This is a genomic window from Parvimonas sp. M20, assembly GCF_035282425.1.
Lineage (GTDB): Bacteria > Bacillota > Clostridia > Tissierellales > Peptoniphilaceae > Parvimonas.
Genome location: NZ_JAYKBQ010000247.1, coordinates 1 through 247, shown reverse-complemented (window position 1 = coordinate 247; position 247 = coordinate 1). Strand labels below are relative to the sequence as shown.

Annotated in this window: 1 protein-coding gene; it reads left to right on the top strand. The window is 59.1% G+C overall.

The window, feature by feature from the left end; all coding sequences use genetic code 11:
- Window positions 1-39: 39 nt before the first annotated feature.
- Window positions 40-247: hypothetical protein (locus VJI93_RS09130; RefSeq protein WP_324009378.1), on the top strand; the 208-nt coding region annotated here is incomplete at its 3' end.

Here is a 247-nt window from a genome sequence, read left to right as displayed (position 1 = left end):
GAACTGCTGGCTGCGGCGCCTGCTGAAATCCAGGAACAGATGGCGCGACAGGCAAAGGCCTATGCAAACCAGAAGGCAGGCCTGATCAAGGCTCTTCAGGGTTCGAGCCGCAACAAGTTCACCGAAGACCAGCTGAACGCGAAGTCGGTCGATGAACTCGAAATGCTGGTCGAACTGGCCGATGTTTCGCCGGCGCCGTTCGCAGGCCGTGGTATTCCGATGGATACCGACGTTTCGCAGGTCGGCA